22 protein-coding genes are annotated in these 25642 nt (G+C 52.0%); all 22 read left to right on the plus strand.

Going from position 1 to position 25642, the window contains the following annotated elements; genetic code table 11:
- Positions 1 to 53: 53 nt before the first annotated feature.
- On the plus strand, positions 54 to 824 hold the full coding sequence (locus DEP07_RS09220) for an isoprenyl transferase (RefSeq protein WP_122965221.1): 771 nt from the start codon (positions 54 to 56) through the stop codon (positions 822 to 824).
- 17 nt (positions 825 to 841) lie between these two features.
- A complete protein-coding gene (locus DEP07_RS09225; protein ID WP_122965222.1) occupies positions 842 to 1627 on the plus strand; it encodes a phosphatidate cytidylyltransferase in 786 nt (261 codons plus the stop codon).
- Between the two features lie 39 nt (positions 1628 to 1666).
- Positions 1667 to 2815 carry a 1-deoxy-D-xylulose-5-phosphate reductoisomerase gene (locus DEP07_RS09230; RefSeq protein ID WP_173596607.1) on the plus strand — a complete coding sequence of 383 codons (1149 nt, stop codon included), beginning with the start codon at positions 1667 to 1669 and terminating at the stop codon, positions 2813 to 2815.
- 41 nt (positions 2816 to 2856) lie between these two features.
- On the plus strand, positions 2857 to 4128 hold the full coding sequence (rseP, locus tag DEP07_RS09235) for an RIP metalloprotease RseP (RefSeq protein WP_173596493.1): 1272 nt from the start codon (positions 2857 to 2859) through the stop codon (positions 4126 to 4128).
- A 50-nt stretch (positions 4129 to 4178) separates the two neighbouring features.
- Positions 4179 to 5261, plus strand: a complete 1083-nt coding sequence (gene ispG / locus DEP07_RS09240) for a flavodoxin-dependent (E)-4-hydroxy-3-methylbut-2-enyl-diphosphate synthase (RefSeq protein ID WP_122965223.1) — start codon at positions 4179 to 4181, stop codon at positions 5259 to 5261.
- Between the two features lie 43 nt (positions 5262 to 5304).
- A complete protein-coding gene (locus DEP07_RS09245) occupies positions 5305 to 7053 on the plus strand; it encodes a proline--tRNA ligase (RefSeq protein ID WP_173596608.1) in 1749 nt (582 codons plus the stop codon).
- Between the two features lie 99 nt (positions 7054 to 7152).
- Entirely contained in the window at positions 7153 to 11457 is a 4305-nt protein-coding gene (locus DEP07_RS09250) for a PolC-type DNA polymerase III (protein WP_122965225.1), read from the plus strand.
- Between the two features lie 164 nt (positions 11458 to 11621).
- Positions 11622 to 12080 (plus strand): ribosome maturation factor RimP, encoded by a 459-nt coding sequence (gene rimP / locus DEP07_RS09255; RefSeq protein ID WP_063227597.1) that lies wholly within the window; start codon positions 11622 to 11624, stop codon positions 12078 to 12080.
- A gap of 46 nt (positions 12081 to 12126) precedes the next feature.
- Positions 12127 to 13218, plus strand: a complete 1092-nt coding sequence (nusA, locus tag DEP07_RS09260; protein ID WP_063227596.1) for a transcription termination factor NusA — start codon at positions 12127 to 12129, stop codon at positions 13216 to 13218.
- Between the two features lie 2 nt (positions 13219 to 13220).
- The gene (gene rnpM, locus DEP07_RS09265; protein ID WP_005834172.1) at positions 13221 to 13511 is read left to right on the plus strand and encodes an RNase P modulator RnpM; all 291 of its coding nucleotides are present in this window, start codon (positions 13221 to 13223) and stop codon (positions 13509 to 13511) included.
- Complete coding sequence (locus DEP07_RS09270; RefSeq protein WP_122965227.1) at positions 13508 to 13807, plus strand: YlxQ family RNA-binding protein; 300 nt, start codon at positions 13508 to 13510, stop codon at positions 13805 to 13807. Before rnpM ends, DEP07_RS09270 begins: the two co-directional genes overlap by 4 nt.
- 21 nt (positions 13808 to 13828) lie before the next feature.
- Entirely contained in the window at positions 13829 to 16408 is a 2580-nt protein-coding gene (gene infB / locus DEP07_RS09275) for a translation initiation factor IF-2 (RefSeq protein WP_173598871.1), read from the plus strand.
- Positions 16408 to 16689 carry a DUF503 domain-containing protein gene (locus DEP07_RS09280; RefSeq protein WP_173596495.1) on the plus strand — a complete coding sequence of 94 codons (282 nt, stop codon included), beginning with the start codon at positions 16408 to 16410 and terminating at the stop codon, positions 16687 to 16689. The genes infB and DEP07_RS09280 overlap by 1 nt, the downstream gene beginning before the upstream one ends.
- 24 nt (positions 16690 to 16713) lie before the next feature.
- Entirely contained in the window at positions 16714 to 17079 is a 366-nt protein-coding gene (gene rbfA, locus DEP07_RS09285; RefSeq protein WP_063227592.1) for a 30S ribosome-binding factor RbfA, read from the plus strand.
- Positions 17069 to 18064 (plus strand): DHH family phosphoesterase, encoded by a 996-nt coding sequence (locus tag DEP07_RS09290; RefSeq protein WP_287102400.1) that lies wholly within the window; start codon positions 17069 to 17071, stop codon positions 18062 to 18064. Before rbfA ends, DEP07_RS09290 begins: the two co-directional genes overlap by 11 nt.
- Positions 18057 to 18983: a tRNA pseudouridine(55) synthase TruB gene (gene truB / locus DEP07_RS09295; RefSeq protein ID WP_287102401.1), complete on the plus strand. Its 927-nt coding sequence runs from the start codon at positions 18057 to 18059 to the stop codon at positions 18981 to 18983. The genes DEP07_RS09290 and truB overlap by 8 nt, the downstream gene beginning before the upstream one ends.
- A 3-nt stretch (positions 18984 to 18986) precedes the next feature.
- Positions 18987 to 19928: a bifunctional riboflavin kinase/FAD synthetase gene (locus DEP07_RS09300; protein WP_063227589.1), complete on the plus strand. Its 942-nt coding sequence runs from the start codon at positions 18987 to 18989 to the stop codon at positions 19926 to 19928.
- Positions 19929 to 20062: 134 nt separating this feature from the next.
- The gene (gene rpsO, locus DEP07_RS09305; protein ID WP_063227708.1) at positions 20063 to 20332 is read left to right on the plus strand and encodes a 30S ribosomal protein S15; all 270 of its coding nucleotides are present in this window, start codon (positions 20063 to 20065) and stop codon (positions 20330 to 20332) included.
- Between the two features lie 261 nt (positions 20333 to 20593).
- Entirely contained in the window at positions 20594 to 22738 is a 2145-nt protein-coding gene (pnp, locus tag DEP07_RS09310; protein ID WP_173596497.1) for a polyribonucleotide nucleotidyltransferase, read from the plus strand.
- Positions 22739 to 22881: 143 nt separating this feature from the next.
- Positions 22882 to 23853, plus strand: a complete 972-nt coding sequence (locus DEP07_RS09315) for a polysaccharide deacetylase family protein (protein WP_287102402.1) — start codon at positions 22882 to 22884, stop codon at positions 23851 to 23853.
- Between the two features lie 115 nt (positions 23854 to 23968).
- Positions 23969 to 25222 (plus strand): M16 family metallopeptidase, encoded by a 1254-nt coding sequence (locus DEP07_RS09320; protein ID WP_122965234.1) that lies wholly within the window; start codon positions 23969 to 23971, stop codon positions 25220 to 25222.
- Between the two features lie 89 nt (positions 25223 to 25311).
- Positions 25312 to 25572: a YlmC/YmxH family sporulation protein gene (locus tag DEP07_RS09325; RefSeq protein WP_122965235.1), complete on the plus strand. Its 261-nt coding sequence runs from the start codon at positions 25312 to 25314 to the stop codon at positions 25570 to 25572.
- Positions 25573 to 25642: the final 70 nt, after the last annotated feature.

The raw sequence follows: 25642 nt of genomic DNA on the forward strand, positions 1-25642 counted from the left end.
CCCTCATTTGAGGGGGATGCACGTCTATATCTCTCATTACGGGGGAACACTTTATGTTAGAACATCTGGCGCGCAAATGGAGCCGCAAGGAAAAACAAACGGTACCAGCCGAGTTGGATCGTTCCGGGAAAATCCCGCAGCATGTTGCGGTGATTATGGACGGCAACGGTCGTTGGGCCAAAATGCGCAATTTACCCCGGGTCGCCGGGCATCGAGCAGGCATGAAAACGGTCAAGGAAGTCGTAAAAGCTGCTGACGAGATCGGCGTGCGCTACATGACCATGTACGCTTTTTCTACTGAAAACTGGAAGCGACCGCGGGACGAAGTGGATTTTCTCATGAAGCTTCCGCAGGAATTTTTGTCGACAGAATTGGATGAATTGATCGAACGGGACGTGCGTATCCGCATGCTCGGCAGCAAAGACGAGCTGCCGTCGCATACACTAGATGCTCTCTTGGAAGCAGAAGCACGTACGCAAAACAATCAAGGGCTTCAATTGTGCTTTGCCATGAATTACGGTGGCCGCGACGAAATCGTCAAAGCTGTTTCCGTATTGGCTTCGAAAGTAAAAGCGGGCGAACTCGATCCACAAGACCTGGATGAAGAGGCGATTTCCCGCTATCTGTATACAAGCGATATTCCAGACCCTGATCTTTTGATCCGCACCAGTGGAGAAATTCGCTTGAGTAATTTTATGCTTTGGCAATTGGCTTACACAGAATTGTGGTTTACGGATGTGCTCTGGCCTGATTTTACCCGTGAACACTTTTATCAAGCGATTGTGGAATACCAAGGCCGAGCTCGTCGCTACGGGGCGGTATAGCCGAGAGGTGGAATCAGTTGAAGCAACGAATCATAACAGGCTTGATTGGTGGAGCGGCATTTCTGTTTTTTATCTACCAAGGTGGAGCCTGGTACTCACTTTTGGTGTTATTACTGGCCGTCATAGGCCATTTTGAATTTATGCGGATGGCTGGCATTCAGCCATTCAATGTGGCAGGGATACTCGGATACGTGCTCATGGCCAGTTTGCTGTGGCCATCGCTCGCGTTTTCTGACTGGCTTCGCATCAGCATGCCGGATCTGATGCTGCCTGTCCTTTTGCTTTTGTTGATTTACTCCGTTCTGCGGAAAAATCAGTTTCACATTGAACACGTCGCCCTTACACTGGTGGGGGCGTTATACATAGGCTTCGGTTTTACATACATGGCCGCAGCCCGCAATCTTCCAGACGGATTGATGCTCACTGCGCTTGTGATTGCTGCGATCTGGTCCACAGATTCGGGGGCCTATTTTGTCGGGAAAGCAATCGGAAAGCGAAAGCTCTGGCCCGAGATCAGTCCGAACAAAACGGTCGAGGGCGCGCTTGGCGGGCTGGCAGCGGCCGTTCTGATCGTGATCGTCATCAATGCTTGCTTCGGCAGCATAGCATTTGACAAGGCACTAACGATTGCCCTGGTTGCCGGCATCATTGGACAAATGGGCGACCTGGTAGAATCGGCATTCAAACGTCATTTTCAGGTAAAAGATTCAGGACAGCTCATTCCCGGACACGGTGGCGTGCTGGATCGCTTTGACAGTTTTCTGCTTGTCTTTCCGGTTTTGCATCTACTAGGTATCGTCTGAAACCTGGTGCATATAGAAGAGATATAGAGGGTGAAATCAGTGAAAAAAATAGCGCTCTTGGGTTCGACTGGCTCGATTGGAACAAGCACCTTGGAAGTGGTTGAACAGCACCCGGAAGATTTTGCTGTCGTCGCCATGGCAGCAGGGACGAATGTGGAGCTGTTTGCCAAGCAGGTCGAAAAGTTTCGGCCTGAGCTTGTTTCGGTGGGGAGCGAGCAAGCGGCTGTCCAGCTTCGCGAACAGTTGGGAAGCGGACATAAACCCGAGATTGTTTTCGGATCAGCGGGGCTTGAACTGGTTGCCTGCCACGATGCCGCCAGCTTTGTCATGACAGCGGTGGTCGGCAGCGTAGGCGTGGCTCCTACCCTTGCCGCTATCGAAGCGGGCAAGACGATTGGACTAGCAAACAAGGAAACGCTGGTGAGCGCAGGTCCCGTTGTGATGAAGCGGGCGAAAGAAAAAGGGGTTTCCATCATCCCTGTCGACAGCGAGCACTCTGCTGTCTTTCAATGTCTGCAAGGAGAAAGAGCAAAAGATGTAGCCCGTATCATCTTGACTGCTTCCGGAGGCTCGTTCCGCCATTTGAGCCGCGAGGAGCTGCAACAAGTGACGGTAGAGCAAGCACTGGCGCACCCGAACTGGAGTATGGGCGCAAAAATCACCATTGATTCGGCTACCATGATGAACAAAGGCTTCGAAGTAATCGAGGCCCATTGGCTGTTTGATATGCCGTACGAGCACATTGACTGTGTGCTGCATTATGAAAGTATCGTTCACTCTATGGTAGAATACAAAGACCGGGCCGTTATGGCGCAGTTGGGCACACCTGACATGAAGGTGCCAATCCAATACGCCATGGGGTATCCCGGCAGACAAAATTTGAGTACAGAACCTCTTGATCTGGTCAAAATCGGCTCGCTTCATTTTGCTGCCATGGATTTTGAACGCTATCCTCTGCTACAATTGGCGTATGAATGCGGGAGAGCGGGCGGTACGCATACCGCTGTCCTGAATGCAGCCAATGAAGTCGCTGTCGACCTTTTCCTGAAAGGCGCCATTGCGTTCCTCGACATCGAAAAGGTTGTCAGACAGACGTGTGAGGCCCATGAGGGAGTACATAATCCCGAGCTGGACGAGATTTTTGCGGCTGATCAGTGGGCGCGCGCTCATGCGCTTGCGTCCGTTTAAGAGACTGGATCTAGACACTCCAACGAAAGGTGGCTGTTCACTTGCCTTTTCCCAACATGGATTCCGTTGAATCAATTCTCGCGATTGTCGTCGTTTTTGGTGCGCTCGTTTTCGTGCATGAGCTGGGGCACTTTCTCTTGGCTAAAAGAGCCGGGATTCTGTGCCGCGAATTTGCGCTGGGAATGGGGCCGAAAATCTTTCGCGTGAAGCGGGGAGAAACGGAATACACGCTTCGCCTCCTCCCCATTGGAGGTATGGTCCGCATGGCGGGCGAAGACCCCGAAATGGATATGTTGAAACCGCACATGGAAGTAAGTTTGGAGCGGGATGCGTTAGGAAAGGTAACCCATATTTTGCTGGACGGACCGGGTACTGCTTCCCCTCGTGCGATCACGGGGACAGTGGTTCGTTTTGACTTGGAAAACGATTTGTATATCGTAGTGGATGTGGCAGGAGAAGAGCGCCAGTTTTCCGTTCATCCGCAGGCGCAGTTGGTCAAGGATGGACAAGAGGTGCAGATCGCGCCATTGAACAGACAGTTTAAAGGAAAGACGATCTCGCAGCGCTTCTGGGCGATTTTCGCCGGACCTTTTGCCAACTTCTTGCTGGCGTTTCTGTTGTTCATCGCTATCGGTCTGCTGTACGGCGTGCCGAAAGACATCCCGTATCTGGGCGAAGTCAGGGCAAATGGACCAGCGGCTGAAGCTGGCTTGATGCAAGGAGACAAAATTATTTCGATTCAGGGACAGCCTGTGGCTTCCTGGAAAGAAATCGTCCAGATTATCAGTACATCGCCGGGCAAGGAAATGAAGTTTGAGTATGAGCGCAATGGACAGCGCAACTCCGTTTTGGTCAAGGTCGGAAAAGACGAAAATAACGTGGGCAAAATCATGGTGACGAACCCGTTGACGTACGCCCCGGGAGAAGTGTTGAAGTACGGCGCGTCCTCGACTTACGAGTTTACGGCGATGATTTTGAAAAGTTTAGGGATGCTCTTTACGGGTTCAGTCGGGCTTAACGACCTGAGCGGGCCAGTAGGCATCTTCAAGATGACCGGAGAGTTTGCTCAGCAAGGCATGGCCATTTTGATGAAATGGGCAGCCGTGCTCTCCATCAACCTCGGACTGTTCAATCTGTTGCCGCTTCCGGCACTGGACGGAGGAAGACTCGCCTTCCTCGCGGTAGAAGCGCTGCGTGGACGTCCTGTTGATCCGCATAAAGAAGGAATGGTTCATTTTCTGGGCTTTGCTTTCTTGATGTTGCTGATTCTTGTTGTAACCTGGAACGATCTGCAACGGTTGTTCTTCCAATAACGTACTATCATGATGAGTAGAATACAGACAAATTTAAAGGATGGTGCAAAATGTACAAGCGCGAGGAGACGAAACCGGTTTTTGTGGGAGGCGTGCAAATCGGTGGCCAAAAAAGCGTAGTAATTCAATCGATGACGACAGCAGACACGCGTGATGTAGAAAAAACACTGGCCGAGATTCAAAGACTTCACGATGCTGGTTGCCAAATTGTCCGCCTAGCCGTCATCAATCAAGACGCAGCGCTCGCCATCAAAAAAATCAAGGAGCGTTCCCCGCTGCCGCTTGTTGCCGACATCCATTTTGACTATAGGCTGGCGTTGACAGCGCTGGAAAGCGGCATCGACAAAATCCGGATCAATCCGGGAAATATCGGGTCCATTGAAAGAACAAAGCGCGTTGTGGAGGCTTGCCGCGAGCGGAACGTTCCGATCCGCATCGGGGTAAACTCCGGTTCGGTCGAGAGACGACTGCTGGAGAAGTACGGATATCCTTCGCCAGAAGCGATTGTCGAGAGTGCGCTTGACCACGTGGAAATTTTGGAAGACCTGAACTACGACAATATCGTCATTTCCTTGAAGTCGTCCGATGTGCCGACGATGATCCAGACGTATTCGCTGATGGCGCAAAAACGCAACTATCCGCTGCACGTTGGGGTGACAGAAGCAGGAACACAGTTCTCCGGCACGGTCAAGTCTTCCGTCGGCATCGGTACAGTTCTGTCGATGGGAATCGGCGACACGATCCGCGTATCCTTGACGGCTGATCCGGTAGAAGAAATCAAGGTTGCCAAGCAGATTTTGCGCAGCCTCGATATCGTGAACAACGATCCTGTCGTGATTGCCTGCCCGTCTTGCGGCCGTTGTGCGATCGATCTGATCGGCTTGGCTACAAAGGTCGAGGATGCGATTTCCACTTTGAAAGTGCCGTTGAAAGTAGCCGTCATGGGATGTGCTGTAAACGGGCCGGGGGAAGCGCGCGAAGCGGATGTCGGCGTTGCGGGCGGAAACGGTGAAGGTCTGATTTTCCGCAATGGTAGAATTGTTCGCAAAGTGAAAGAAGATGAATTGTTCGAAGAGTTGATGAAAGAAATTAACGAAATGGTCAACGAGAAAAAGCCGACTGAAGTAGGCTGATCATTGTTGATTGCTGACGAGGCATAAGGAGGACACGCACGTGTTGAAGCAAAGTCAAATGTTGATTCCTACCTTGCGGGAAGTGCCTGCGGATGCGGAGATTGCCAGCCATAAGCTGCTTCTCCGCGCCGGTATGGCCCGCCAACTGGCTTCCGGTATTTATACATACCTGCCATTGGCGCTTCGGACCCTGCATAAAATCCAGGCCATTGTGCGTGAAGAGATGAACAACGCAGGCGCCCAGGAGCTGTTGATGCCAGCGATGCAGCCGGCTGAGCTGTGGCATCAGACAGGCCGTTGGGACGTGTACGGGCCAGAACTCGTACGTCTGCGCGACCGCCACGACCGCTCCTTTGCGCTCGGACCGACGCATGAAGAAGTCATTACCAGTCTGGTTCGTGACGAGATTAACTCTTACAAAAAACTCCCGATCAACCTGTATCAAATTCAAACGAAGTTCCGCGATGAAGTGCGTCCGCGCTTCGGTTTGATTCGTTGCCGCGAGTTTATCATGAAGGATGCGTATTCCTTTGATACGACCCAAGAAGGACTGGATCGCAACTTCCAGGCGATGTACGACGCCTATACGAACATTTTCACCCGCGTTGGCCTGAATTTCCGTGCAGTAGAAGCGGATGCAGGCGCGATCGGCGGAAAAGGCACGTATGAGTTCATGGCTCTGTGCGACATCGGCGAAGATACGATTGCTTATTCCGAAGAAGGCGATTTTGCCGCCAACCTGGAAAAAGCAGAAGTCGTGTACAAGCCAGCAGCAAAACCAGCTGCAGAAGCGGCAGCAAAAGAAAAAGTGCACACGCCAGGCAGCAAAACGATTGATCAACTCGTACAAGCTTTGCAAGTCGAAGCGAAGCAAATCATCAAGAGCCTCATCTACCGCGTAGACGACAAGCTGGTGATGGTGCTCGTTCGCGGCGATCATGAGCTGAATGAAGTGAAGCTGAAAAACATGTACGATGCAACCTTCGTTGGATTGGCGACAGAAGCGGACATCGTTTCCGTGACGGGAGTACCTGCCGGATTTGTCGGCCCTGTCGGTATCGATGCCGAAAAAGTGGAAATCGTTGCGGACAACTTCGTGCAGGACGTGCACGATGGCATCGTCGGCGCCAACGAGACGGACTACCATCTGGTGCACGTCGTCCCAGGCCGCGATTTTGCCGTTTCCCGCTATGCTGATTTGCGCAACATCACAGAAGGCGATGAATGCCCGCGTACGGGTGGCGCGATCAAGTTTGCGCGCGGCGTAGAGGTTGGACACGTGTTCAAGCTCGGAACGAAATACTCTACGGCCATGGGCGCTACCTTCCTGGATGAGAACGGCCGCAGCCAGCCGATGATCATGGGTTGCTACGGTATCGGCGTATCGCGGACGATTGCAGCGGTCATCGAGCAAAACAACGATGAGAATGGGATTATTTGGCCGGTAGCTGTCGCGCCTTTCCATGTACATGTGATCCCGGTCAATGTTAAAGTAGAGGAGCAGCGCCAAATCAGCGAACAAGTTACGGAAGCCCTGCAAAAAGCAGGCGTGGAAGTATTGTTCGATGACCGCCCTGAGCGTGCTGGCGTGAAGTTCAAGGATGCAGACCTGATCGGACTGCCGCTGCGCATTACCGTATCGGACAAAGCGGCGCAGGAAGGCACGATCGAAGTACGCGTCCGCAAAAATGGAGAAACCGTAAACGTGAAGCTGGAAGACCTCGTATCCGAAGTGAAAGCGATGCTTGCTCGCGTGGATCATACGGGAGCCGCCCTGTTTGGCATCGAGTAGCTTGCAGGATTGAAGGAAGATTTTGTCGAATTTTACGGGGTACTCCCCTAGTCACAATGGGAGTACCTCTTTTTCTTGTTTTTGGGAGGGTGGAATACCGTGGACCGTATACAAGAGCAAAAACAGCGTTTCTCTCTGTTACTCAAGCAAATGGAAGTACCTGAAGAATGGGTCAACCGCTATTTTCTTGACGGGCAGATCGACAAGCTGGAGCTGTACAAACAAAACAAAGAGTGGGTTTTCCATTTTACCTTGCCCAAGCTTTTGCCCGTCGAAGCTTATGCAGCTTTCACGAAGCGATTGACGCAGTCCTTCTCCCATCTGGCGAAAGTCGATGCCAGGTTTTGCTACAGGCAGAAGCCTGCGCTTGATTTTGTCGTGGAGCAGTATTGGGACTTGCTCGTCGGGGGACTGGAGCCGACGCTCAATTCCTTGGCTGCAACGTTGCGTACCGCGAGAAAACAGGTGGAGCAGCAAGAAGTAAAAGTGTACTTGCCGACCGAGATGACAGTCGAAGTAGCCAAGCGAAAGCGCGCTGACAACGAATTGCTTGCCGCTTTCCAAAAAGCGACGGATACTTCCATGCGGTTTTCCTTTCATGGTGAGGAGAGCGATGAAGCGTACCAGGCTTTTGTCGAGCAGCGGAATGAAGAAGAGCGGGCACTGGTTGAAGTCGTCATGACGGCGGCAGCCCAGGAAAGCAAAGGCTCCGACAAAACAGAAGCCATCACGACATTGATGATGGGCTACGAGATCAAAGACGCCCCGATCCCGATCTGCGAGATTCAGGAGGAAGAGCGCCGAATCGTGATTCAAGGTGCCGTGTTCAACGTGGAAGTAAAAGAACTGCGCAGCGGCCGTCACTTGCTGACGTTCAACGTGTCAGACTATACGGATTCATTGACGGTCAAAATGTTTTCGCGTGACAAAGAAGACGTCAAGATGCTGGAAGCACTCAAAGACGGCATGTGGGTCAAGGTGCGCGGGAGCGTTCAGCATGACACCTTTATCCGCGAGCTGGTGATGAATGCCAATGACTTGAACCAGATCGAGCAGGTCATTCGCCGCGACCAGGCGGAAGAAAAGCGGGTGGAGCTGCATTGCCACACGCCGATGAGCGCGCTGGACGCAGTAGCTTCCGTCAAGTCGCTTGTTTCCACAGCGGCCAAATGGGGTCATAAGGCGATCGCGATTACCGACCACGGGGTTGTGCAGGCGTTCCCGGAGGCGTATTCGATCGCGAAGAAAAACAACATCAAGTGCATTCTCGGCATGGAAGCCTACGTGGTGGAAGATGGCATCGACATCGTCTACAACCTGAATGCAGACAACAACTTGCCAATCGACGAGACGACAGAATACGTCGTGTTCGATACGGAGACGACGGGGCTGAATGCTGCCGAGCACACGATTATCGAGATCGCTGCGGTAAAAATGAAAGGGTCGGAAATTGTCGATCAATGGACAGAGCTGATCGATCCGCAACTGGAGATCGGGCCAAAGACGACGGAGATCACGGGGATTACGAACGAGATGCTGCGCGGTCAAGACACGCTCGACGTCGTGCTTCGCAAGTTCAAGGATTTTACCGGCGACGCCGTGCTGGTTGCGCATAACGCCGAGTTTGACAAGGCGTTTATTAACGCGTGTGCCAAGCGCATCGGGATGGAGCCGTGGAACAACCCGTTTTTGGACACATTGCCCCTGGCGCGGATGATGTACAAAGGCATGCGCAACTACCGTCTCGGTTCACTCGCCAAGAAGTTTAATGTCGAGCTGATCAACGCTCACCGGGCGTTGGACGATACAGTCGCACTCGCACACGTCTTCCAGCAAATGCTTAAAGATATCAAGGAAGCGCAGATCAAGTCGCTCGCCGAGCTGAACGAAAAAAGCAACGAAGAAGCCGATTACAAGAGCGGACGTCCTTTCCATGCCACGATTTTGGTGAAAAACAAGGAAGGTCTCAAAAACTTGTACAAGCTCGTCAGCCGCTCCCACGTGGAGACGTTCTTCCGTTGGCCTCGCATCCAGCGCAGCCAGCTGAGCAAATACCGCGAAGGCTTGCTGATCGGGACGGCGTGCAAAGACGGAGAGCTGATGCAGTCGATTTTGCGCGGGAAGTCGCCCGAAGAATTGAAGGAAGTCGCTGCTTTTTACGATTTCCTGGAGATTCAGCCTATCGCTCATTACTCGCCGCTGCTCCGCAACGAAGAGATTCCTTCGCTGGAGACGATGAAAAACTATCACAAAATGATCGTGGACATGGGAAAAGAGATGGGCAAGCTGGTCGCTGCGACAGGCGACGTTCATTTTCTCAATCCACAGGATGAAATTTTCCGCGATGTGTTCCTGTTGTCAAAAGGCGATCCGACAGCAGGGAATCAACCGCCTTTGTATTTGCACACGACAGATGAAATGCTGGAGTCCTTTTCCTACCTCGGCGAAGAGCTGGCCAAAGAAATCGTCGTGACGAACACCAATGCCATAGCCGACATGATCGAGGACGTCAGCCCGATTCCAGACAAGCTGTACACCCCGATTATCGAGGGAGCAGATGATGAACTGCGGGAAATGTGCTACAACAAGGCGAAGCTGCTCTACGGCGATCCATTGCCGGAGCTGGTGGAAAAGCGTCTGGAAAAGGAACTGAACAGTATCATCACGCACGGCTTCGGGGTTATTTACTTGATTTCGCAGCGTCTGGTGACCAAATCGCTTCAGGATGGTTACCTGGTCGGCTCGCGTGGATCGGTCGGCTCGTCCTTCGTGGCGACGATGTCGGAAATTACCGAGGTAAATCCGCTGCCGCCGCACTATCGCTGCCCGAATTGCAAGCATAGCGAATTTATTACGGACGGTTCCATCGCTTCCGGTTTCGACTTGCCTGACAAAGAGTGCCCGCAGTGCGGAACCAGTTTTGCAAAAGACGGACAGGACATTCCGTTCGAGACGTTCCTTGGCTTCAAGGGAGACAAAGTTCCCGATATTGACTTGAACTTCTCGGGTGACTATCAGCCGCGAGCCCATAAATACACGCAGGAGCTTTTCGGCGCAGACTACGTATATCGCGCAGGAACGATCGGTACTGTCGCGGAGAAGACAGCGTACGGCTATGTGAGGAAGTACGCTGATGAGCGGGGCATGACTTTGCGCAATGCAGAGATATCCCGGATCGTGAACGGATGCACGGGCGTCAAACGGACGACTGGGCAGCACCCGGGCGGAATTATTGTTGTTCCTGACTACATGGAAATTGAAGATTTTTGTCCGATCCAGTTCCCGGCAGATGATAATGAATCCGAGTGGCGCACGACTCATTTCGACTTCCACTCGATCCATGACAACTTGCTGAAACTCGATATTCTCGGACACGACGACCCGACCGTCATTCGCATGCTGCAAGACTTGACAGGCATGGACCCGAAAACGATCCCGCTCGACGACAAGAAGACGATGTCCATTTTCAGCTCGACAGAAGCATTGGGTGTGACACCGGAGCAGATTGGGACGAATATGGGAACGCTTGGAATCCCCGAGTTTGGAACCAAGTTCGTTCGCCAGATGCTTGAGGATACGAAGCCGACGACATTCGCCGAGCTTGTCCAGATTTCCGGGTTGTCTCACGGTACGGATGTATGGTTGAACAACGCCCAGGATTTGATCCGCAACGGCATATGTAAACTGCCTGAAGTTATCGGTTGTCGTGACGACATCATGGTTTATTTGATCTATAAAGGTTTGGAACCGTCCCGCGCATTCAAAATCATGGAGTCTGTGCGGAAAGGGAAAGGTGTGCCGGAAGAGGATCAGGAAGAAATGCGCAAAAACAACGTACCGGATTGGTACATCCAGTCTTGCCAGCGCATCAAGTACATGTTCCCGAAAGCCCACGCCACGGCTTACGTGATGATGGCTGTGCGGATTGCCTACTTCAAGGTGCATCGTCCGCTTGAATTTTACGCGACTTACTTCACTGTGCGGGCAGATGACTTCGATATCCCGTTGATGGTCAAAGGCTCCGCTGCCATCCGGCAAAAAATCGACGAAATCGAAGGCAAGGGCCACGACGCGCAGCCGAAAGAGAAAGCGCTGTTGACCGTGCTAGAGATGGCGCTGGAGATGGTGGAGCGCGGCTTCCGGTTTGCCAACGTCGACCTGTATGAATCGGACGCGACACGCTTCCTGATCAAAGGCGACTCGCTGATTGCTCCGTTCAACGCTTTGCCAGGCTTGGGCACGAACGCTGCGATCAGCATCGTGGAGGCGAGAGAACAAGGGGAGTTTTTGTCGAAGGAAGACCTGCTGTCCCGTTCCCGCATCTCCAAGACGATTTTGGAGTATCTGGAGGAACAAGGCGCTCTGAAAGGACTGCCGGAATCGAACCAGCTGTCGCTGTTCTAGTCCGGCCTAGCGGGCCCTCGTATCCAAAGGTTGTCAGCGAAGGGCTGTTATGCTATAATTTTTTTGGAAATACTGGTTTTATACGCATGGCAGATCGAGAGTGGGGAAACCCACTCTTTCTTTCTGGTTACACCTCATGGTTCAAACGTAAAGGAGGTACTTGCTTGAGCAAGGTAACGGGCATCGTCACCGAACTGGTCACGCCCATTGTTGACGAATTGGGTTTGGAACTGGTTGACATCGAGTACAAAAAGGAAGGCAGCAACTGGTTTCTGCGCGTGTTTATCGACAATGAAACTGGCAACATCGACATCGATGACTGCAGCCTTGTCAGCGAGAAGCTGAGTCAAAAACTTGACGAAGTAGATCCGATTCCGACTGCATATTTTTTGGAAGTATCTTCGCCGGGTGCTGAGCGTCCGTTGCGCAAGGATAAGGATTTTACCAAAGCTGTCGGCAGGCATGTGCACATTACAACCAAAGAGCCGATAGAAGGAGCAAGCCAGTTCGAGGGCGAACTGATATCGTACGAGGACGGCAAACTGACTGTTAAAGAAGCGAAAAAAACGTACGTGATTTCCCAAGAGCAAATTGACACGGCACGAATGGCAATCGTTTTCTAGATTGCTGGTGGCCGGTGGGTAAGTAAAGGAGGAGGCAACGAAAGTCATGAACGGCGATTTTATCGAGGCTCTAGAAGCCATTGAGAGAGAGAAAGGCATCACCAAAGACGTGCTGATCGAGGCCATCGAAGCGGCTCTTATCTCTGGATACAAACGTAACTTCAACTCGGCCCAAAATGTACGGGTGGATGTAAATCGTCATTCAGGTATGGTTCGCGTGTATGCACGCAAAGAAGTGGTGGAAGAAGTTTTTGACCCGCGCCTGGAGATTTCCCAGGAAGCTGCCCAAGAAATCGATCCGAATTTTAGACTGGAAGATATCGTGGAAATCGAGGTTACGCCTCGTGACTTCGGACGAATTGCTGCACAAACCGCGAAGCAAGTGGTGACACAGCGCATTCGCGAAGCGGAGCGCGGCCTCATTTACAGCGAGTTTATCGAGCGCGAAGACGATATCGTTACAGGGGTTGTCCAACGCATGGACGCCCGCAATTATTACATCGATCTTGGCAAAGCGGAAGCTGTTATGCCGATCACCGAGAAAATGCCGTCCGAAGATTTCAAGTCGCAAGATCGCGTGAAGGCATACATCATTAAAGTAGAAAAAACCACCAAGGGTCCGCAAATCGTCGTTTCCCGTACTCATCCGGGACTTTTGAAGCGCCTCTTTGAATTGGAAGTGCCAGAGATTTACGATGGTGTGGTTGAAATCAAGTCCGTTGCTCGCGAAGCAGGCGACCGTTCCAAAATCGCTGTTCATTCCATCAACCCGGATGTAGATCCTGTAGGGGCATGTGTTGGTCCAAAAGGCATGCGCGTACAGACGATCGTCACCGAGCTGAAGGGCGAGAAAATCGACATCGTCCGCTGGTCTGAAGATCCGGCCGAGTACGTAGCCAACGCGCTCAGCCCGGCGAAAGTGCTTCACGTTGAAGTCAACCTCGCGGAAAAAGTAACCCGTGTCATCGTGCCGGATTACCAATTGTCGCTTGCGATCGGAAAACGTGGACAAAACGCTCGTCTCGCTGCCAAGCTGACTGGCTGGAAGATCGACATCAAGAGCGAATCCCAGGCAGATCAAGAAGGCATCGTCTACCCGAAAGAAGTAGAGGGCGATGAAGGAGTCGACAACGAATAGTCATGAAGCAAAAAAAGATCCCTTTGCGTAAATGCATTGTTTGCCAAGGAATGTTTCCGAAAAAGGAATTGATCCGCGTGGTCCGAACGCCGGCTGAAGAGATCGTCATCGATCTGACGGGAAAGGCGGCAGGACGCGGTACCTATGTGTGTCGGCAGGAAAGCTGTCTGAAGCCGGATGCGTTCGCATCGGGAAAATGGAAAAAAGTGCTGGAACGTGCCCTCAACATGTCCATCTCGGAAGAAAAGTACGACGCTTTTCGCGAGAAGTGGCTGGAGATGATGGGACGATGATCCCGAAGGCAGCTCAGCTGCTCGGAATTGCGATGCGCGCGAGAAAAATCGTGACAGGAGAGGAATTGGTCATTACGTCTATCCGCAATGGCCAGGCTCGTCTGGTTTTGCTCGCATCAGATGCATCAGACAATACCGCCAAAAAAGTCAAGGATAAATGTTCCTATTACGGGGTCTCATGTATAACCACAGGCGACCGACATTCATTGGGACACGCAATCGGAAAAGATGGGCGCGTTACCGTGGCGGTGACCGATGGGAAGTTGGCTGAAAGCATTCAGCGTCTGCTCACCTAACTTAGAAAGGGTGAAGTTTATTTGAAGACACGTGTGTATGAATATGCCAAACAGCACAACATGAGCAGTAAGGAAATCCTCAATTTGCTAAAGCGATTGAACATAGAAGTAGCAAATCATATGAGTATCATGGAAGAAGGGACGATTAAGCGGATCGAGGATCACATGGCCAAATTGCGCGCCGGTTCCAAGCCGGAAGGACGCAATACGCCAAGTGATGCAAGACCAAAGCCAATGGACGAACAACGACGCCCCAACGAATCCAGAGGACAGCAGACCCCATCCCAGCAACAGCCGGGGCAAGGTCAGCAGTCACAAGCTGCCAAAAGCGATAGACAAAACGATCGCGGCGGTTTTGCTACCAGCAACAATCGTCCAGTCAACACCACAGCAAGTGGAAAACAGCCCGATCAGCAAAGTCCTCAACATGGAAAAAATCAGGGGAAGAATCAGGAGAGAAGACCAAACCATATGAGAAGTCAACCTGCGAAACCGAGTGACCGCAAACCGCAAAACCAACAACGACCACAAGGCCAAGGCCAACAAAGACCACAGAACCAACAGCAAAGACCGCAAAACCAACAGCGTCCTCCGCAACAGGCTGCTGCGACCAGCCAAACCGAGACGCGCACAGGTGATGAGTTTGAAGACAAAGTAAAACTCCCATCCAACGTCGGTATGGAAAAGCGCGAGAAAATCAAAAAAGCGCCGCAAACGCAAAAGACGTTTGAAGACAATAAAAAGAGCCAGCCTTTCCGTGGCGGCAATAACCGCAACAACCAAAACAACCGTCGTGGCGGCAATCACAACCAGCGCGGTGCCCAAAAAGCGCAGCGCCCTGTGATTGAACCACCAACAAAAATCACTTTTACCGATTCCTTGACAGTGAACGAGTTGGCTGTGAAACTGCGCAGAGAACCGGCGGAAATCATCAAAAAGTTGTTTAATTTGGGGATCATGGCAACGATCAACCAATATTTGGAACGCGAAGCGATTGAGTTGATCTGCGCTGACTACGGCGTAGAAGTGGAAGAAAAAATCATCATCGACGAGACAAACTTCGAAACGCTGGAAGAAGTAGATGCGCCAGAAACCCTTTTGGAGCGTCCTCCGGTTGTTACCATCATGGGTCACGTTGACCACGGAAAAACGACTTTGCTCGACGCCATCCGCTCTACCAACGTAGTAGCAGGCGAAGCAGGCGGTATCACCCAGCACATCGGTGCTTACCAGGTAGAGATCAAAGGCAAGAAGATCACGTTCCTCGATACGCCTGGTCACGCGGCGTTCACAACGATGCGTGCGCGCGGTGCGCAAATTACGGACATCACGATTCTCGTGGTTGCAGCCGATGACGGTGTTATGCCACAAACCATTGAAGCGATCAGCCATGCGAAAGCAGCGAACGTTCCGATCATCGTAGCTGTGAACAAGGTCGACAAACCGGAAGCCAACATCGACCGGATCAAGCAAGAACTGACCGAGTATGAACTGGTTGCAGAAGAATGGGGCGGCGAAACCATTTTCTCTCCTCTGTCTGCCAAACAGCGTACAGGTATCGAAGAATTGCTGGAGTACATTTTGCTCGTCGCAGAAGTTCAGGAGCTGAAAGCAAACCCTGACAAGCGCGCGCGTGGTACGGTAGTAGAAGCCGAGCTGGACAAAGGCCGCGGTCCTGTAGCGACCATCCTGGTACAGCAAGGAACACTGCGTGTCGGCGATCCGATCGTAGTCGGTTCTGCTTATGGCCGTGTTCGTGCGATGGTGAACGACAAAGGCCGTCGTCTGAAAGAAGCCGGCCCATCTACGCCAGTGGAAATCACAGGTTTGAACGATGTGCCGCAAGCTGGCGACCAGTTCCGCGTATTTGAAGACGAGAAAAAAGCTCGTGCGATCGGGGAAGCCCGCGCAGTCAAACAGCGCGAATCCGAGCGCCGCGAAAGCTCTCGCGTATCGCTGGACGATCTGTTCCAACACATTCAGGAAGGCGATATCAAAGAGCTGAACCTGATCGTAAAAGGCGACGTGCAAGGTTCTGTAGAAGCTCTGCGCGGCTCCCTGGAAAAGATCGACGTCAACGGTACCCGCGTGAAGATCATTCACACTGGTGTCGGAGCGATTACCGAGTCCGACGTAACCTTGGCGAACGCATCGAATGCCATCATCATCGGTTTCAACGTGCGTCCTGAGCCAAACGCTCGCAGCATGGCTGAACAAGAGAAGATCGACATTCGCCTGCACCGCGTTATCTACACCGTCATCGAAGAGATCGAGCAAGCCCTGAAAGGCATGCTGGACCCTGTTTACAAAGAAAACATCATCGGTCAGGCAGAAATCCGCGAAGTATTCAAAGTATCCAAAGTCGGAAACATCGCTGGTTGCTATGTAACCGAAGGCAAGCTGAGCCGTGATGCAGGTGCCCGTCTGATTCGCGAAGGCATCGTCATTTACGAAGGCAAGCTGGACACCTTGAAACGCTTCAAGGATGACGCTAAAGACGTAAACGCAGGTTACGAGTGCGGTCTGACCTTGGAACGCTTCCAAGACCTGAAAGTTGGCGACGTTGTCGAAGCTTTCGTCATGGTTGAAGTGAAGCAATAATGATAGCGGGGGTGCAGATCGAACTGTTTCTGCCCGCTTGCCAAAACTTGAAAGAAAAACGGGCCATCGTCAAAAGTCTGATTGCCAAGCTGCGAAGCCGTTTCAATGTCTCCGCAGCTGAGGTGGCTTATTACGAGCAGTGGCAGCGTACCGTGTTGGGTATCGCTGCCGTTGCTAATGAAATGTCATTTTTACAACAAGAAATGCAGGCTGTGGTGCGATTTGTGGAAAACCATCCCGATGCCGAGTTGATTCGGGTCGATACGGAATACTACGAATAGGACAGCCAGCGGAGGTGAGAGTAAATGAACAAAACACGGATTAGCCGCGTCGGTGAAGAAATCAAAAAAGAACTGAGCCTCGTTTTGCAGCGTGGATTGAAAGATCCTCGCGTCGGCTTTGTCACAGTAACGGATGTAGAAGTAAGCAGCGATCTTCAGCTTGCCAAAGTATTCGTCAGCATTTTTGGGTCTGAGGAAGAGCGCAAAGCCTCTCTGGCAGGACTGACAAAAGCAAAAGGCTACCTGCGTACCGAAATTGGCAAACGCGTGAAGCTGCGCCATATCCCTGATTTCGTCTTCAAGCTGGACGAGTCGATTGACTACGGTACCAAAATTGAGTCGATCCTGCGGGAAATCTCCACAGAAGGAGAGAAACAGGATGAATCGTAATCAAGCAACAGTAGAGGAAGCGGCCCGTTTTTTGCGGGAGCATAACCGCTTCCTGGTTCTTTCCCATATCAGTCCAGATGGCGATGCTACCGGCTCCGCACTGGGAGTCGTGCTCATGCTAGAGCAGCTGGGAAAAGAATACGTGGTGGTAAACGAAGGGGAAACGCCGCTCAAGTTCAACTTTTTGCCGCGTTTTGACCGCTTGCGGGACCTTCGCAAACAACCGCTTGCTGAAACATTTGAGGCCGTAATCGCCGTAGACTGTGCCGATGAGTCACGGATGGGCGATGTACGGTCTTTATTTGCTTCTGGAGCCGCTTTGTTGAATATTGATCATCATCCGACAAATGACGATTTCGGAAGCGTCAATCTCGTTCGTCCGGAAGCGGCAGCTACGGCGGAGATTTTGTTCGATGTGGCAGAGCAGGCGGGGATTGCTTTTAACGAAGAACTCGCTCTGTGCATCTACACAGGGCTTTTGACGGACACAGGCGGTTTTCGCTATTCCAACACGACGCCGCGCGTCATGGAAATTGCCGCACGCTTGCTCAGCTATGGCGTGAAGCCGGGCGAGGTTGCGGAGCGCTGCCTGGAAGAGATCACTTTTGCCCATGTCAAAGTGCTGCGGCGTGCGCTGCAGACGCTGGAGCTGTCTCATGGAAGTCTCGTCGCTTCGATTGCCGTATCTGTCGGCGATTTTTCAGAAGCAAATGCTCAACGCGAGGATGCGGGTGGTCTGGTGAACTACTGCCGCAATATCGAGGGCGTCGAGGTAGGCGTTTCTTTTGTCGAGGCAGAGTCGGGAGTCGTCAAGGTGAGTATGCGCGCCCGCGATCGCGTCGACGTGTCTGCCATCGCCAAGCAGCTTGGCGGCGGAGGGCATGCCAAAGCATCCGGCTGCACGGTCAGGGGAACGATTGCAGAAGCGAAGCAAAAGGTATGGGACGTATTGGAACCAGCATTAGGAGTGAAACACGATGAGTAGCAACCATGGCGTGCTGGTAATCGACAAGCCGGCGGGTATGACCTCCCACGACTGCGTGGCGCGTATCCGTCGGCTGTATGGTACAAAAAAAGTCGGGCATACGGGAACACTCGATCCGGATGTGACCGGAGTGCTCCCGATATGTGTCGGGAACGCTACCCGGCTGGTGGAGTATTTGCAAGAACTGCCCAAGCGCTATTCGGTGGTCATGCGCCTCGGCTCCGCGACTACGACGGAGGACGCTTCGGGAGAGCTGCTGGAACAGGCGCAAGTAGACGCTGCGTCCATTACGCAGGAGCGCATCGAAAGCTTGTTTGCCTCCTTTTTGGGGGAAATCGAACAAGTGCCGCCGATGTTTTCAGCCGTCAAAGTAAATGGAAAGCGTCTTTACGACTTGGCGCGAGAAGGCACTGTGATTGAGAGACAGGCGCGCAAAGTTACGCTTTACGAGTTGACGCTTCAGGAGATCAAGACAGACCAAGACTATGTCGACATCTCTTTCTCCTGCACGTGCTCGAAAGGTACATACATGCGCACCTTATGTGTTGACCTCGGACGCTCTCTGGGTTATCCTGCCCATATGAAGCTGCTTCGGCGAATCAAGAGCGGTCCGTTCATGGAAGGGGAGGCGATTCCTCTTCAGGAACTGGAGGAGCGGGCTGCCAATGGGGGGGATCTCTCCCGTTATCTTGTCTCCATCCCACAGGCGATTTCATTTTTGCCGTCTTATCAGGTCAAGCCGGAGCGAACCCGCGCGGTACGCAACGGACTGGCGACTGCACTGCCGGGTGTAACGGCCGAGGTTGGCAGCTTGATCTGCCTGTTTGCAGGGGAAGAGCTGCTTGGCATTCATCGCGTGTGCCGTGGGGACAAAGGTCTTTTCGCCAAAGCAGAAAAAGTCTTTCCAGCCGAGGTGTAAACCGTGAAAACGATCTCCCTGACCTATCCACTACCGAATGAATTGCAAGCGAAGCCGTGCGCAATTGCACTTGGCTACTTCGATGGTGTACATATTGGACATCGCCGAGTCATTCAAAAGGCGATTGATACAGCAAAAGCGAACGGATGGGAAAGTACCGTTCTGACTTTTGACCCTCATCCGCGCGAGGTTCTTGGGCAGAGCGGCTATACGAGCTACCTGACTCCTCTGTCGGACAAACTGGAACAATTCGAGAAGATGGGGGTAGACACGACGTATGTCATGAAGTTCGATATCGGGTTTGCTGCGGTTTACCCGGAGGACTTCATTACCGAGTGCATGCTCCCGCTCGCTTGCCAGCATGTTGTGGTCGGATTTGATTACACTTTTGGATACAGAGGAATGGGAACGGCCCACACGCTGCAGGAGATGAGCAAAGGCCGCTATGGCCTCGACATCATCAGCCCGGTTAACCGCTTGGGCGAAAAAGTGAGCAGCACGATCATTCGCGAGTATCTCCACCACGGCAACGTAGAGCAAGTGCGTCACCTGCTTGGCCGTCCGTACAAGGTTCGCGGCAAAGTCGTGCACGGCGACAAGCGCGGGCGCACAATCGGCTTCCCTACAGCAAACGTTCGGGTCAACGCTCCGTATTTGATCGGCAAAAACGGCGTGTACGGAGTGCGGTTTACAGTCGATGCGAAAAGCTACTACGGGGTTATGAATGTGGGGATCAAGCCTACGTTTGAACTGGAGAAGAAAGAAAAATCGCTAGAAGTACACATTTTCGAGTTCTCTGGTGAGATTTACGACAAAGAGGTAGAAGTAGAGTTCCTCTTCTATATCCGCGAAGAGCAAAAATTCGCTGGTGTGGAAGCTCTGATTGCGCAAATTGGCCGGGATGTAGACGCGGCGAAGCAAAAGTTTGCGAGCGGAGTCTCGTAAAACGAATCTCTTTGCTTTTTCAAAAATGGTATGCTATAATTCAAAACGTTGTACAGATAACCGCAGCTTGGCTGTCCGATGCTCACCGACGGCAGACTCGGCTAACGGGATATAAAAAAAGGAGGTGAGTCATGATGGCATTGTCTCAAGAGCGTAAAACTCAACTGATTCAAGAGTTCCGTACTCATGACAACGACACCGGTTCTCCGGAAGTTCAAATCGCTATCTTGACCGAAAACATTAACAACCTGAACGGACACTTGCGTACGCACAAAAAAGATCACCACAGCCGTCGTGGTCTGTTGAAAATGGTAGGTCAACGCCGTAACCTGTTGACATACTTGCGTGAAGCAGATGTTCAACGCTATCGTTCGGTTGTAGACCGTCTGGGTCTGCGCCGCTAGTCAGCGTTTTGCAAAAAGCGGGTTCTTCCCGCTTTTTCTATCGTGTAGGGGAGCTTGGCACATCTGTTGTCAGGCTCTCTGAAACGATACAAATAAAGTGATTCAAGCGTGATGAAAATGGCTTCAAAAGAAGCTTTTTTTATTATCCAAAATGACTGCCAAAGCTCACCATTTAATTTTCATGGTGGCAGGAAATAATACATACAGGTAGAAAACAAAGTGTAGATATGCACATTGTCGTGAAGGAGGACTGCTAGCATCATGGAGCAACAATACCGTACATACGATTTTGAACTGGCAGGCCGCAAGCTGACCCTGGAATTTGGCAAAATGGCCAAACAGGCTCACGGATCGGTTCTGGTTCGGTACGGCGATACGGCAATCCTGTCTGCAGTTACAGTCTCGAAAGAGCCAAAAGCCCTTGATTTCTTCCCGTTGACTGTTAACTATGAGGAACGTCTCTATGCAGTCGGAAAAATTCCCGGCGGCTTTATTAAAAGAGAAGGTCGTCCAAGCGAAAAAGCGATTTTGGCAAGCCGCTTGATTGACCGCCCAATTCGTCCCCTTTTCGCAGAAGGATTCCGTAACGACGTACAAATTGTCAATACTGTTCTGTCGGTTGATCAGGACTGCTCACCGGAAATCGCCGCTATGATCGGTACGTCTGCCGCTCTTTGCGTTTCCGAAATTCCGTTTGAAGGTCCGATTGCCGGTGTCATCGTTGGGCGCATTGACGGCGAGTTCATCATCAACCCGACTGTGGAGCAGGCAGAAAAAAGCGATATTCACCTCGTAGTCGCAGGTACACACAAAGCGATCAACATGGTCGAGGCTGCCGCAAATCAAGTGCCGGAGTCTGTCATGCTCGAAGCAATCATGACAGGTCACGAGGTTATTAAGAAGCTGGTTGAGTTCCAAAACCAGATCGTGGCAGAAATCGGCAAAGAAAAAATGGAAGTCATCCTGCATGAAGTCGATCCGGAAATCGATCAGGCTGTGCGCGCATTTGCAGAAGCACGTCTGAAAGAAGCGGTTCGGATTGAAGAAAAGCAGGCTCGTTACGACGCGATTGACGCGATCAAGGACGAGACGAAAGCGCATTTCGCTGCCAAAGATCCGGAAAACTATCCGGAGCAGGAAAAGATGATTGGCGAAGTGTTGGGCAACATCGTCAAAGACGAAGTTCGCCGCCTCATTACCGAAGAAAAAGTTCGTCCGGATGGACGGGCTCTTGGCGAAATTCGCCCGCTTTCCAGCGAGACAAGCATCTTGTCCCGTACGCACGGTTCCGCGATGTTCACCCGTGGTCAAACACAAGCTTTGAGCGTGTGCACGCTTGGGGCGCTGGGTGATGTGCAAATCCTGGACGGACTCGGTCTGGAAGAGTCGAAGCGATTCATGCACCATTACAACTTCCCGCCATACAGCGTAGGTGAAGCTCGTCCACTGCGTCCTCCAGGCCGTCGTGAAATCGGGCACGGGGCGTTGGGTGAGCGCGCGATTGAGCCGATCATTCCATCTGAACACGAGTTCCCGTACACGATCCGACTGGTTTCCGAAGTCATCGAGTCCAACGGTTCGACGTCGCAAGCTTCCATTTGCGCGAGCGTATTGGCTCTGATGGATGCAGGGGTGCCGATCAAAGCACCTGTAGCAGGTATCGCAATGGGCTTGATCATGAGCAAGGACGAACAGTCTTTCTCGATCTTGACAGACATCCAAGGCATGGAAGACCACTTGGGCGATATGGACTTCAAAGTGGCTGGCACCGAAGCGGGTGTAACCGCGATCCAGATGGATATCAAAATTTCCGGGATCAACCGCGAAATCTTGGAGCAAGCTTTGGAGCAAGCGCGTGAAGGTCGTTTGCACATCCTGAAGCACATGATGAGCACCATTTCCAAACCGCGTGAAGAGCTGTCTCCTTATGCGCCTAAGATATTGACCATGTCGATCAATCCGGAGAAAATCCGCGATGTCATCGGCCCACAAGGTCGCGTCATCAACAAGATTATCGAAGAAACCGGCGTAAAAATCGACATCGAGCAAGATGGACGAGTTTTCATCGCTTCGATCAATCACGAAGCGAATCTGCGTGCGAAACAAATCATCGAGGACCTGGTTCGCGAGGTTGCTGTCGGCCAGATTTATCTGGGAACCGTCAAGCGCGTAGAGAAGTACGGAGCGTTCATCGAGCTGTTTGCAGGCAAAGAAGGCTTGTGCCATATCTCCCAATTGGCAGAAGAACGCGTAGCCAAGACGGAAGACGTAGTTGCTGTTGGCGACAAGGTGCAAGTGAAGGTGACAGAGATTGACGATCAAGGTCGCATCAATCTGTCCCGCAAAGCTGTACTCAAAGAGCAAGCTGCGGCTCAGGCCGAAAATGCTCCGACCCAAGCAGAATAATCAACAAACAAAAGGCTTCGTCACTCGAAGAAATTCGTGTACGGAAGCTTTTTTCTTTTGGCCAAAAATGTCTAAGTCACTCGGTATGCTCATACATTGGACAAAGAGAGACTTGTACGTACATAAGGAGGGCTGGCTCCACGATGGCGGAAAGAAAGAGCAGGCTTTGGGTTACGGTCTTTGTCGCAGTCGGAATGATCATGCTGCTGCAATACCAGCCAATTCACGAATATATCAGCTTTGTGAAAAAGGAACAGACCGTAACGGCGGAAAAAATTTTGGATGAAAAAGAACGGTTGCGCGCCCAGGTGGAGAAGTGGAAAGCCGAGCGGGATGAAGCGCCGATCGACGCGGTCATTGATCCGACATGGAAAGCCATTCCCGGCTACAACGGGCGAATCGTCGATGTGGACGCTTCCGTCGAGAAAATGTTGGCAACGGGAGTAGCAGGACCGGAAATGTTGGTATATAAAGAAGTACCTCCCGCGATTTCACTTGACCAGCTTGGAGCACAGCCGATCTATCGCGGAAATCCGAAAAAGCCGACGATCTCCTTCATGATAAATGTGGCCTGGGGCAACGAATATTTGGACTCCATGCTGGATACGTTGGATAAGCATCAAGTGAAGACGACGTTTTTTCTGGATGGCTCGTGGGTCAAACGCTATCCGGAAGAGGCGAAAAAAATTGCAGCGCGTGGACACGAGATTGGCAACCATGCCTACTCGCACCCTGACATGAGCACCCTGGGCACGCAGCGCATTCATCAAGAGATCAGTCGGACACAGGAGATCATCAGCAAGACGCTGGGGATCAAGCCCATCTTGTTCGCCCCTCCTTCGGGTGCATTCAACAAGCAGGTGGTTCAAATTGCCCACTCCTCGTACCAGATGAAGACGATTATGTGGACGGCGGATACGGTAGACTGGAAAAAGCCTTCTCCCAGCTTCGTGATTAAAAAGATCAGCGGTTTGATGAGCAACGGAACATTGGTGCTGATGCACCCGACAGCCGCGTCACAGGCGAGTCTCGACCAGTTGCTGACAATCGCCAAGAAAAAGGGGCTTCAGCCCGTCACCGTCTCGGAAGTTTTGTCCAGCCGCCGACTCCCGTGATGGGAAAACAAGCTCATTTATTGTGGAGACAAAAGAAGTTTGCTATAGTTAGACGTGTTTACAGCCATTTCCCGGAAGTTGCGGATAGAGAGATGATCAACCGAGGAGGATTTGCGTGATACAACGTCATACATGTGAAAACGGTCTTCGAATTGTGACGGAAAAAATTCCGTCCGTTCGCTCTGTTGCTTTGGGCATCTGGGTGGGGACCGGTTCGAAATATGAACAGGAGAAAAACAACGGGATTTCCCATTTTCTTGAGCATATGTTTTTTAAAGGTACAAGTACCCGGTCTGCGAAAGAAATCGCGGAGACTTTTGATGAGATCGGCGGAAACGTAAACGCCTTCACATCGAAAGAGTACACCTGCTATTATGCGCGAGTGCTCGACCAGCACGCACCGATCGCGTTAGACGTGCTTTCCGATATGTATTTCCACTCTGTCTTCGACGCAGAGGAACTGGAAAAAGAAAAAAATGTCGTCATTGAAGAAATCAGCATGTACGAGGATACGCCTGACGATCTTGTGCACGATTTGATTGCCAGGGCTACTTACAGCAAACACCCGCTCGGCTACTCGATTTTGGGTACGGAAGACGTCCTGCGCAGTCTGAAACGCGACGATTTGCTGAGCTACATCGACGCCCACTACCTTCCGTCCAATACAGTGGTGACGGTAGCGGGGAACTTTGATGACAACCTCATTGAAGAGATCAAGAAGCGCTTCAGCGGCTTTTCGCGCCAAGGCAAGCTGGCGCCTCTGTCAGAACCCGAGTTTGCTGCGAATGTAATCGCCCACAACAAAGCGACTGAGCAGGCGCACTTGTGCCTGTCCCTGCCAGGGTTTAAAGTCGGTCACCCGGATGTGTACTCGCTCATTTTGCTGAACAACGTATTGGGAGGCAGCATGAGCTCGCGTCTCTTCCAGGAAATTCGCGAAGAGCGGGGATTGGCATACTCGGTCTATTCGTACCATTCTTCCTACAAGGAAGCGGGAACTTTCACTGTGTATACGGGCACAGCGCCTGAGCACGTGGGTCAAGTGTTCGATATCGTGACAAACGTCCTGCGCGATGTGGCTGACCGCGGCATCTCCGACAAAGAGCTGAACAAAGGAAAAGAGCAGCTGAAAGGCAGCCTGATGCTCAGCCTGGAAAGCACCAACAGCCGGATGAGCCGCCTTGGCAAAAACGAGCTGCTCCTGGAACGCCACCTCAATCTGGACGAGATCATCGCCAAAATCGACCGCGTCTCGCACGAATCTGTCCTGGCTGTCGCGCAGGAGCTGTTCCGCTCGAAGCTGGCGATGGCGATGGTAAGCCCGCTTGAGGGATACCCTGCCAACGTGAAAAACGACATTTTGCTATAGCTTTTCCCTTTGCGAAAAATCCGGCATAGCCCGGATTTTTTTGCGTATATCAACAGTAACGCAAACAAGGACAAAGGGGGGCTTGGCCAATGCGGCTTAGCGAACTGGGCGGCAAAGAAATCATCGGCTTGGACAACGGGGAAAAAATGGGGGTGATCAGCGACTCCGACCTCGTCATCCAGCCGGAAAACGGCGCGATTCAGTCGATCATTTTGCCAGGCAGCAGCTTTTTTGGCTTCGGCAAAAAACGCGAAGACCTGGTGATCCCGTGGAGCTCCATCGTGAAAATCGGTCCGGACATGGTCATCGTCTCGCTCGGACAAGAAGAGACACAGGCTTCGCAAAAGTAGGCTCTGCTGTCACCGAAGTAGCGCAAGCCGAATAGGATGGGGGTAGAGCGCATGGACTTCCGACAACTTT

Source organism: Brevibacillus sp., from assembly GCF_003521185.1.
Classification (GTDB): Bacteria; Bacillota; Bacilli; order Brevibacillales; family Brevibacillaceae; genus Brevibacillus; species Brevibacillus parabrevis.

Excerpts from the sequence above, each read along its gene's own strand:
- DEP07_RS09290 (WP_287102400.1), top strand. The coding sequence starts at position 17,069 with ATGAATCGTAATCAAGCAACAGTAGAGGAAGCGGCCCGTTTTTTGCGG.
- ispG (WP_122965223.1), top strand. The coding sequence starts at position 4,179 with ATGTACAAGCGCGAGGAGACGAAACCGGTTTTTGTGGGAGGCGTGCAA.
- nusA (WP_063227596.1), top strand. The coding sequence starts at position 12,127 with ATGAACGGCGATTTTATCGAGGCTCTAGAAGCCATTGAGAGAGAGAAA.
- DEP07_RS09220 (WP_122965221.1), top strand. The coding sequence starts at position 54 with ATGTTAGAACATCTGGCGCGCAAATGGAGCCGCAAGGAAAAACAAACG.
- DEP07_RS09280 (WP_173596495.1), top strand. The coding sequence starts at position 16,408 with ATGATAGCGGGGGTGCAGATCGAACTGTTTCTGCCCGCTTGCCAAAAC.
- rpsO (WP_063227708.1), top strand. The coding sequence starts at position 20,063 with ATGGCATTGTCTCAAGAGCGTAAAACTCAACTGATTCAAGAGTTCCGT.
- DEP07_RS09325 (WP_122965235.1), top strand. The coding sequence starts at position 25,312 with ATGCGGCTTAGCGAACTGGGCGGCAAAGAAATCATCGGCTTGGACAAC.
- DEP07_RS09270 (WP_122965227.1), top strand. The coding sequence starts at position 13,508 with ATGATCCCGAAGGCAGCTCAGCTGCTCGGAATTGCGATGCGCGCGAGA.
- DEP07_RS09315 (WP_287102402.1), top strand. The coding sequence starts at position 22,882 with ATGGCGGAAAGAAAGAGCAGGCTTTGGGTTACGGTCTTTGTCGCAGTC.
- rnpM (WP_005834172.1), top strand. The coding sequence starts at position 13,221 with ATGAAGCAAAAAAAGATCCCTTTGCGTAAATGCATTGTTTGCCAAGGA.
- rbfA (WP_063227592.1), top strand. The coding sequence starts at position 16,714 with ATGAACAAAACACGGATTAGCCGCGTCGGTGAAGAAATCAAAAAAGAA.
- truB (WP_287102401.1), top strand. The coding sequence starts at position 18,057 with ATGAGTAGCAACCATGGCGTGCTGGTAATCGACAAGCCGGCGGGTATG.
- pnp (WP_173596497.1), top strand. The coding sequence starts at position 20,594 with ATGGAGCAACAATACCGTACATACGATTTTGAACTGGCAGGCCGCAAG.